The following is a 7,355-nucleotide window of genomic DNA, read 5'->3' as shown; positions in this document are numbered from 1 at the left end:
GAGCCTGGCCCTCCGGGGCGGGGACGGACACGGAGGCCACCGCCGGGGACGGCGGCGCGGCGGACGCGGGAAGGACGGAGGCGCCCGCGAGCAGCAGGCCCAGGAGCGCGCGCTTCATCGCGACTCCAACTGGAAGACGAGCGCCTTCACGGTGCCAGCGCCCAGCTTCTCGTTGAGCCGCTCGAGCAGGGAGTCGGCCTGGCGGGAGAGGACCTGGGCCCACTCGGCGCTCTCCACGGTGATGATCAGCGTGCTTCCCTCCAACTGGTGCGGCCGGCTGTGGCGCGCGATGTTCTCTCCCACCGCGGCGGTCCAGAGCGGCATCAGCGACGACGCGCGGCCTGACTCTCCCGCCAGTCGCGCCAGCACCCGGGGCAGCAGGCTCTCCAAGGTCTTCGGTTCACCACGCGCCATCGTCGGGCGATTCTGGAACTCCTGGCGACGGAAGCCAACCGACACTTGCCTGCCCGCCCGTCCGATTTTCCCAGGGCCCCGGTTCCGCCCCGGTGCGGGGTGTCCAGCGAAGGCGGTTCCGGTGCCATCGCCGGTCGCGTCGCGGTCCTTCCCCCTGTAAGGTCGGGGCAAGGCCGGTCCCCCTCGGAGTTCCCATGCGTTCCATCCCCCATCCGGTCCGGTCCCCCGGCCTCGTGCTCGCATGCCTGCTGGCGTGCGCCATGGGCTGCGCGATGTCCGACATGGATGCGCCGTTCATCCATGGGGGCAGGGCGGACGCTTTCTGCACGGTGGATCAGGACTGCGCGGATCCAGCGCTGTTCTTCTGCAACACCGCCCTGTCGCGCTGTGAGCCCGCGTGCCGGACGGACCTCGACTGTTCGGTGAAGCGCCGCGGGGAGCTCAACACCATCGCCGCCTGTGAGTCGCAGGCGCTGGGCTGCCGCTGTGACGCCAGCCGCTGCGTCCCCGCCCTCTGCACCGGAGACGGTGACTGCGAGGACGGGGAGCTGTGCCGCGACGGCGCCTGTGGGCCGCCCCCGCCGTCGTCCATCGCCGCGGCCTGCCGCGTGGTGCCCGAGCGCATCATCGCGCCCGTGGGCACCCCCCTGCGCTTCGAGGCCTGGGTGTCCGATGCCGCGGGCCAGCCCTTCGTCCCGCGGAACGGGCTCACCTGGTCCGCCGTGTCGGCGCGTGTGAAGGGCGGGGGCACCGGCTCCGGGGCCACGTTCACTCTGGAGACGGCGGGCGCGGAGGAGGAGGCGGTGGAGGCCCGGGTGGGCAGCGTCGCGTGCCGTGCGCGTGTCACCGTGCTGCCCCCGCACACGGCCTCGGAGCAGGTGCGGGTGGTGGTGACGGACGCGCTCTCGGGATACCCCGTCGAGGGGGCCTCGGTGGTGGTGGCGGACGCGCTGGGTGGCGTGACGGTGCGCGAGCCCACGGACGCGCTGGGCGTGGCCGTGCTGGCGGCCCGGAGCGATTCGACGGTGTCCGTCTTCCATCCGGACTTCGGCTACCTCACCGTGGCGAACTACGACATGAGCGGCTCGCGGGACCTGCGATTGCCGCTGCGCCGCAACCCGGCGGACCGCGTGGGCGGAGTGAGCGCCCGGTTCACCCACCTCGCGCCCGTGGGGACGGGCGGCGCGTTGGCCCTGGGGATGGCGGGGCTGTCCGTGCCGGGCCTCCTGTCCGAAGCGGCCCCCACCCAGGTGCAGGGGCCCGACCGGAACGTGGAGCTTTCGCTCAGAGGGGTGATGCGCCCGTTCCAGATGCCCGCCAACGTCTGGGTGAACGGGCTGGGCGTCCTTCCGCTGGAGTCCGTGGAGGTGCCGGGCATCTCCGGGGTGTGCGACACGGCGCTCGCGGACGGAACGGATCCGGAGACGGCCACGCGCGCGGGGACCTGTGGCACGCGCACCGCCTGGGCCCTCACCGCGCAGGTGCCGTCCGGCGAGCTTCCGGCGGGGATGATGGATCCCAGCGCGGATCCGCTGCTGCTCCTGGCGCGCGCGCTGCCGCAGTCGGGGCGGTTCTCCTCCGCCGTCCAGCGCGACGTGCGCTTCCCCCTGTATGCGCCGATCGAGGGGATGACTCCCCCTGCCGGGCCGCTCACGTCGCTGGACTTCCAGCAGGTGCCGCTGGCCTTCCCGTTCGTGGTGCGCGTCCCGCCGCTCCCGCGCTTCCGCGACAGCTACCTGTGTCGCGCGCTGGTGGTGGGCTCGGTGACCGCGCCCGGACAGGGCACGGTGCCGCTGGGCCTGGGCGCCGCCGTCAACGCCAACCCGGTGGATCCGAACACGGACACGCAGCCCCTGTTGTCCTCGCCGGGCCTCGTGCGCGTGCGCATGGCGCCGGCCCATCACGGCCTGGAGGGACAGCCGTACCGGCTGGTCGCGGTCGCGTCGTCCGGAGCGCTGGGCGGCGAGGAGCCCGTGGGCCTGGCCACCAGCGCGGTGATGACGGCGCTGGACGCGCCCCGCTTCGATCCAGAGGGCATTCAGCCGGTGATGCTCGGGGACATGTTCCTCGGCATCCCGGTGGGCGCCCGCTACAACCCGGACGCGTCGCCGTGGCACGGCCTGCTGCCGCGCGAGTGGCGCATGGACGCCTCCCTCCCGGGCGCGACGCTCGTGCGCGCGACCTTCACCAACGCGGCCGGCCGGCGCTGGACGGTCTGGGTGGACGGCCGCCGCTCCGTCACCGGCGTGCGCCTGCCCGTGCCTCCCTCGGGCCTGGAGGACCGCACCTTCCAGGGCGACACGGAGGGCTCGCGCGCGTCGCTGTCGGTGGAGGCGTTGACCGGGGCCATGTCCGACGGCCGTTCGATGAACCTCTCCGCGCTCGCGGAGTCCGGGGGCATGGCGCCCGAGCGGCTCGCCGAGTCGGTGCGCGCCGCGTCCACGCTGAACTATGGCCGGCCCCAGGTGACATGGCTGTCGCCCGCCGAGGGTGCGTCGCTGGCTCGCGCCGCCACCGTGCGCGTGCGGGTGGACGGCTTCCAGGTGGGGACGGACGCCGCCAACGGCGACGAGGGTGGGGTGCTGCTCACCGTTCGTGATGGCGGCCCGGGCTGCGACCTCTCGGTGGTGCGCGGCGACGTGGCCACGGGCTCGGGCGAGGTGGAGCTCTCCCTGCCCACCGCCTGCTCCGGGGCGGAGCTCACACTGGTGGCGTCGCTGGTGGACGGGCTCGGGCTGCCGCTGCGGCCCGCGGTCAGCGCCGCCCGCACGGTGCGGGTGCCCTGACGTGCTGGGGTGTCAGTGCGTCTACGACCTGGCGGGGCACCCGTTCCGGCCGTGAATTCGCTTTCGCGAATTGCGCGGTGATACGTTTCGCTCCATGGGCCAGAAGGAGACGGTCGTCACCGTCATCTCGAAGATCTCCGAGCGCCCCGTCAACCTGGACGCGGCGCTGGTGGTCATCTACGGCCTGGACCTGGGGCGCAAGTACGACCTGGCGCGTGAGGAGACGCTGATCGGCCGGTCGTCCAAGGCGGACATCCAGATTGATCAGGAAGCGGTGAGCCGCAACCACGCGCGCATCACCAACACCACCAAGGGCGTGCGCATCGAGGACCTGGGGTCCACCAACGGCACGTTCGTCAACGACGACGTCGCGTCGTCGGCGCGGTCGCTGCAGAACGGCGACCTGGTGAAGATTGGCCGCACCATCTTCAAGTTCATCGCGGGCGGCAACATCGAGGCGGCGTACCACGACGAGATCTACCGGCTGACCACCATGGACGGCCTCACGCAGATCTACAACCGCCGGTACTTCGACGAGCAGCTGGACCGCGAGGTCTCCCGCAGCCGCCGCTACGAGCGCGTGCTGTCGCTGGTGATGTTCGACCTGGATCACTTCAAGGACGTGAACGACACCTACGGGCACCTGGCCGGGGACTCGGTGCTCAAGCAGCTGGCGTCCACGGTGCGCACGCGCATCCGGCGCGAGGACGTCTTCGCCCGCTACGGCGGTGAGGAGTTCGCGCTGCTCCTGCCGGAGATCAACCTGGCCGGCGCCCGTCAGCTCGCGGAGAAGGTGCGCAAGCTGGTGGAGCGGCAGCGCTTCGAGTTCGACAAGCAGGTCATCCCCGTCACGCTGTCGATGGGCGTGGCCACGCTGGAGCCGCACCACCGCGAGCCCGCGGAGGTGGTGCGCGCGGCGGACGAGCACCTCTTCACGGCGAAGAGCCAGGGGCGCAACCGCATCTGCGGCTGACGCCCCCGGGTGTCTTGCCTTCGGCCTTCACCCCGTGAACACGGAGCGGCGCTCGCGCAGCAGGGCCTGGAGCATGCCCTGGATGGACTCGCGGGTGCGCTCGGTGAGCCGCTGCACCTCGCCCAGGTCGTCCGCGGCCTCCGGAGGCAGGCTCTCCATGGTGATGGGCTCGCCGAAGCGGATGGTCCACTTGGCGGGCAGCGGGCCGGGCGCGGTGAGCGGCAGTGACGGGAACCCGAGGAAGCCACCGGGGAGGCGGCCCAGCAGCGGGGACGTCTCCTCCGCGCCGACGATGGCCACCGGGACGATGGGCGCGCCGGTGCGCAGGGCCAGCTTCACGAAGCCGCCGCGGCCGAAGCGCTTGAGGCGGTAGCGCTCCGCGAACGGCTTGCTCGCGCCCTGGTAGCCCTCCGGGAAGACGACGAGCGGCCGATGCTCGTCGAGCAGCCGCAGCGCGTTCTCCGGCGAGGCGCGCACGGCGCCCAGGCGGTTGAAGAGGGTGCCGAGCATGGGCGCGTGGAAGACCTGATCCTCCACCAGCCAGCGGGCCTCGGGCAGATCCGGGCGCTCCCGCAGGAGCGCCTGCGCCATCACGAGGCCGTCGTAGGGCAGGGCGCCGGAGTGGTTCGCGACGAGGATGGAGGCGCCGAGCGGCACCTGATCCACGCCCTCCACGGAGACGCGCCAGTACTGCTCGTAGAGGAAGTCGAGGACGGGCTGGAGGCTCTCCACCAGGCCCGCGTCCTTGCCGTAGTCATCCAGCCGGCTGCCGCCGCCGGTGCCCAGGCTGGTGCGCACGGCCTCCATCAGGCCGTGCATGGCGCCCACGGCGCGGCCCAGGCCTTCGCTCGCGAGCGCCTGGCCGGCGATCTCCTTCGCCAGGGAGAACATGCCCGCGGCGCGGCCCGCGAAGCCGGACTGCGGGGCCGGCTCCTCCGGACTGTCGAAGCCCTGCGCATCCCGCTCCGCTTCCTCCTGGAGGGGCGCCTCGCCGGGGTCGCCCACGAGCGACAGGGGCCGGCGGCTGGGGGGCAGCTCGTCGTGCGTCTCGTCGGGCAGCTCCACCTCCGGCTCCACGTCCGTGGGGGCGGCGCCCTCGATGATGGAGACGGAGATGTGCACGCCGTTCTCCTCGACGCGCTCGACGCCGGTGAGCAGGTCGTCGTCCTCGTCGGGGTCCTCCGGCGCGGCCATGCCCTCCGGGTCGCGGCGCCAGGCGTCAGCGGTCCAGGTGTCCCCGGTGTCCTCGGGAGGAGGCACGTCCTTCGGGTCGCGGAGCCAGGCGTCGCCGGGCCAGGCCTCCGCGCCGTCCTCGTCCAGGTCCCGCGCATCGCGATCCTCGGCGGAGGGGAGGGCGCGCTCCTCGGGGCCGTTGGCGCGGCGGTCCAGCACCTCGTCCACGGCGACGCCCGCGGTGGCCTCGGCCACCTGGGTCGCGACGGCGGTGGCGACCTCGCGCTCGGCGCCGTCGCCATTGCCATCTTCCAGCACCTGCCGCACGGCGGACTCGGCCACCTCTGCCACGAGCTCCGTCGCGAGGACGCGCTCGATGTCGCGGTCGGGGCCCTCTTGCCCCTCGAACAGCTCATCCACGGCCGTCTTCGCGGCGGCCTCCGCCGCGTCCGAGGCGAGGGCTTCCGTCAGGGCGCGGTCCACCGTGCGCTCCCTCGGGCGCGAGCCTCGCGCCTCGTCCGCGAGCACCTGGGGCCGCGACGGCGGGGGCTCGGCGGCGGGGCCCGGCACGGAGGGCTCGCGCAGGGGCGAGACGTCCTCGCCGGCGGGATGCTGGCCCGATGCGTGCGCGGCATCCTGGGCGCCAGTCTTCGCGGCCGGACGCCCGTGCTCCGCTTCCGAGGCGTGCTCCCCGTCGCGCGCGTCCTGCTCGTGCCGCGCGCTCCCGCGTCCGTCCGGGCGGGCCTCGAACATGTGGACCTTGGCCGCGGGTGTCTTCGGCGTCGCGGCGGCCTGCTTCGCCTCCGCGGCCTTGCCGCCCTTCGGTGCCTTCGCCTGGGCGCCGGCCTTCGACGCGCCACCCTTGGCGCTCTTCGCCTTGCCCGCTGACTTCGCGCCCTTCGCGGACTTCGGCGCCGCGGACTTCTTCGCGGCCTTCGGGTCGGCCGCGTTGTCCTTCACCTCGCCCGTGCGAGGCGCGGCGCCCCGCTGGAAGGGATCATTCCCGAGGACACCCTTGGTCATGACTGGCTCCTTCTGAGCGCCGAGGCGGCGTCCCTGACATGGTGGAGGGGCACGAACCCCAGCGCGGACTCGGCGCGCTCCCCGTCCGCGACCCAGGAGTAATGCATGTAGTCGAGCAGGGCCACCGGCAACGTGCCCGCTCCCACCACCCCGAGCGCGCGAAGTGCTCCACGAAACAACGGCCCCGGCAAGGGGAGCGGTTGCGCGCCCGCCTGGCGGATGAGCCCCGACAGGGGCAACACCCCGCGCCCCACGACGTTGAACTCTCCCGCGGCTTCCGCCCGCAGGGCCAGGTGCAGCGCCCGGCCCGCGTCCTCTTCGTGGATCGCCTGCCAGAGCGGGTCGAATCCCAGAAGCGTGGGCACCACCGCGTGCGACAGCAACCGCGTCGCCGGATTGTCCAGGCTCGGGCCGAGCAGGGGAGCGAAGCGCAACACCAGCGTGCGGGTGTCCGGGTTGCGCTCACGGAAGGCCCGCACCTGTCCCTCCACCTCCACCTTGTCGTTCACGAACCGGCTGTGCGGACAGCCGAACAGCGGCGAGCCTTCGCGCAGGAGCGCCGGGTTGTTGCCCCGTGCCCCGTACGTCACCGTCAGCGACGGGACCACCAGCCGGGGCAGCCGGGCGCGGCCCACCGCCGTCAGCACGTTCATGGTGCCAATGACTTCCAGCTCGTGCGCCAGCGGGCCGTTGAGGATGGGCCCGAAGAGGAACGCCAGGTGGAAGAGGGCGTCCACGGGGCGCTCGGTGAGCGCGTCCGTCAATTCTCCCTCCGCGTCGTAGCGGGTGAGGTCCACGCGGTGGAACTCCACCTTGCTCATCCCCTGGGGCTCCTTCGTGTCCAGCACGAGGATGCTCTCCACGCCGGGGTCCGCTTCCAGCCTGGGCAGGAGCAGCCTGCCGTAGTCGCCATTGGCGCCTGTCACCGCGATGCGCATCGGGCCCTTGCCTGCTCGGATCACTTCCATTCGCAGGGGCGGGTGTTA

5 protein-coding genes are annotated in these 7,355 nt (G+C 72.9%); 2 read left to right on the top strand and 3 right to left on the bottom strand.

Annotated features, from left to right (window positions below; genetic code table 11):
* Positions 1-114: 114 nt before the first annotated feature.
* Complete coding sequence (locus D7Y21_RS07460; protein WP_121712168.1) at positions 115-414, bottom strand: DciA family protein; 300 nt, start codon at positions 412-414, stop codon at positions 115-117.
* Between the two features lie 194 nt (positions 415-608).
* On the opposite strand from D7Y21_RS07460, the gene D7Y21_RS07455 reads away from it, so the two are divergent.
* Complete coding sequence (locus D7Y21_RS07455; protein WP_121712166.1) at positions 609-3,200, top strand: carboxypeptidase regulatory-like domain-containing protein; 2,592 nt, start codon at positions 609-611, stop codon at positions 3,198-3,200.
* Positions 3,201-3,294: 94 nt separating this feature from the next.
* Positions 3,295-4,173, top strand: coding sequence for a GGDEF domain-containing protein (locus D7Y21_RS07450; protein ID WP_120563029.1), 879 nt, complete (start codon positions 3,295-3,297; stop codon positions 4,171-4,173).
* 27 nt (positions 4,174-4,200) lie between these two features.
* Here D7Y21_RS07450 and D7Y21_RS07445 read toward each other — a convergent pair whose 3' ends face one another.
* Both D7Y21_RS07445 and D7Y21_RS07440 read right to left on the bottom strand, forming a co-directional pair.
* Positions 4,201-6,369 (bottom strand): lysophospholipid acyltransferase family protein, encoded by a 2,169-nt coding sequence (locus D7Y21_RS07445; RefSeq protein ID WP_121712163.1) that lies wholly within the window; start codon positions 6,367-6,369, stop codon positions 4,201-4,203.
* Positions 6,366-7,337 (bottom strand): SDR family oxidoreductase, encoded by a 972-nt coding sequence (locus tag D7Y21_RS07440; protein WP_120563031.1) that lies wholly within the window; start codon positions 7,335-7,337, stop codon positions 6,366-6,368. Before D7Y21_RS07440 ends, D7Y21_RS07445 begins: the two co-directional genes overlap by 4 nt.
* Between the last annotated feature and the right edge of the window lie 18 nt (positions 7,338-7,355).

Source organism: Corallococcus sp. AB045 (genome assembly GCF_003668895.1).
In the GTDB taxonomy this organism is placed as follows: Bacteria; Myxococcota; Myxococcia; order Myxococcales; family Myxococcaceae; genus Corallococcus; species Corallococcus coralloides.
Note: the sequence above shows the minus strand (reverse complement) of the source record. Positions and strands in the feature narration are given on the sequence as shown.

Bases quoted from the DNA above. Each gene is read 5' to 3' on its own strand.
- D7Y21_RS07460 (WP_121712168.1), bottom strand. From the start codon at position 414: ATGGCGCGTGGTGAACCGAAGACCTTGGAGAGCCTGCTGCCCCGGGTG.
- D7Y21_RS07455 (WP_121712166.1), top strand. From the start codon at position 609: ATGCGTTCCATCCCCCATCCGGTCCGGTCCCCCGGCCTCGTGCTCGCA.
- D7Y21_RS07450 (WP_120563029.1), top strand. From the start codon at position 3,295: ATGGGCCAGAAGGAGACGGTCGTCACCGTCATCTCGAAGATCTCCGAG.
- D7Y21_RS07445 (WP_121712163.1), bottom strand. From the start codon at position 6,369: ATGACCAAGGGTGTCCTCGGGAATGATCCCTTCCAGCGGGGCGCCGCG.
- D7Y21_RS07440 (WP_120563031.1), bottom strand. From the start codon at position 7,337: ATGGAAGTGATCCGAGCAGGCAAGGGCCCGATGCGCATCGCGGTGACA.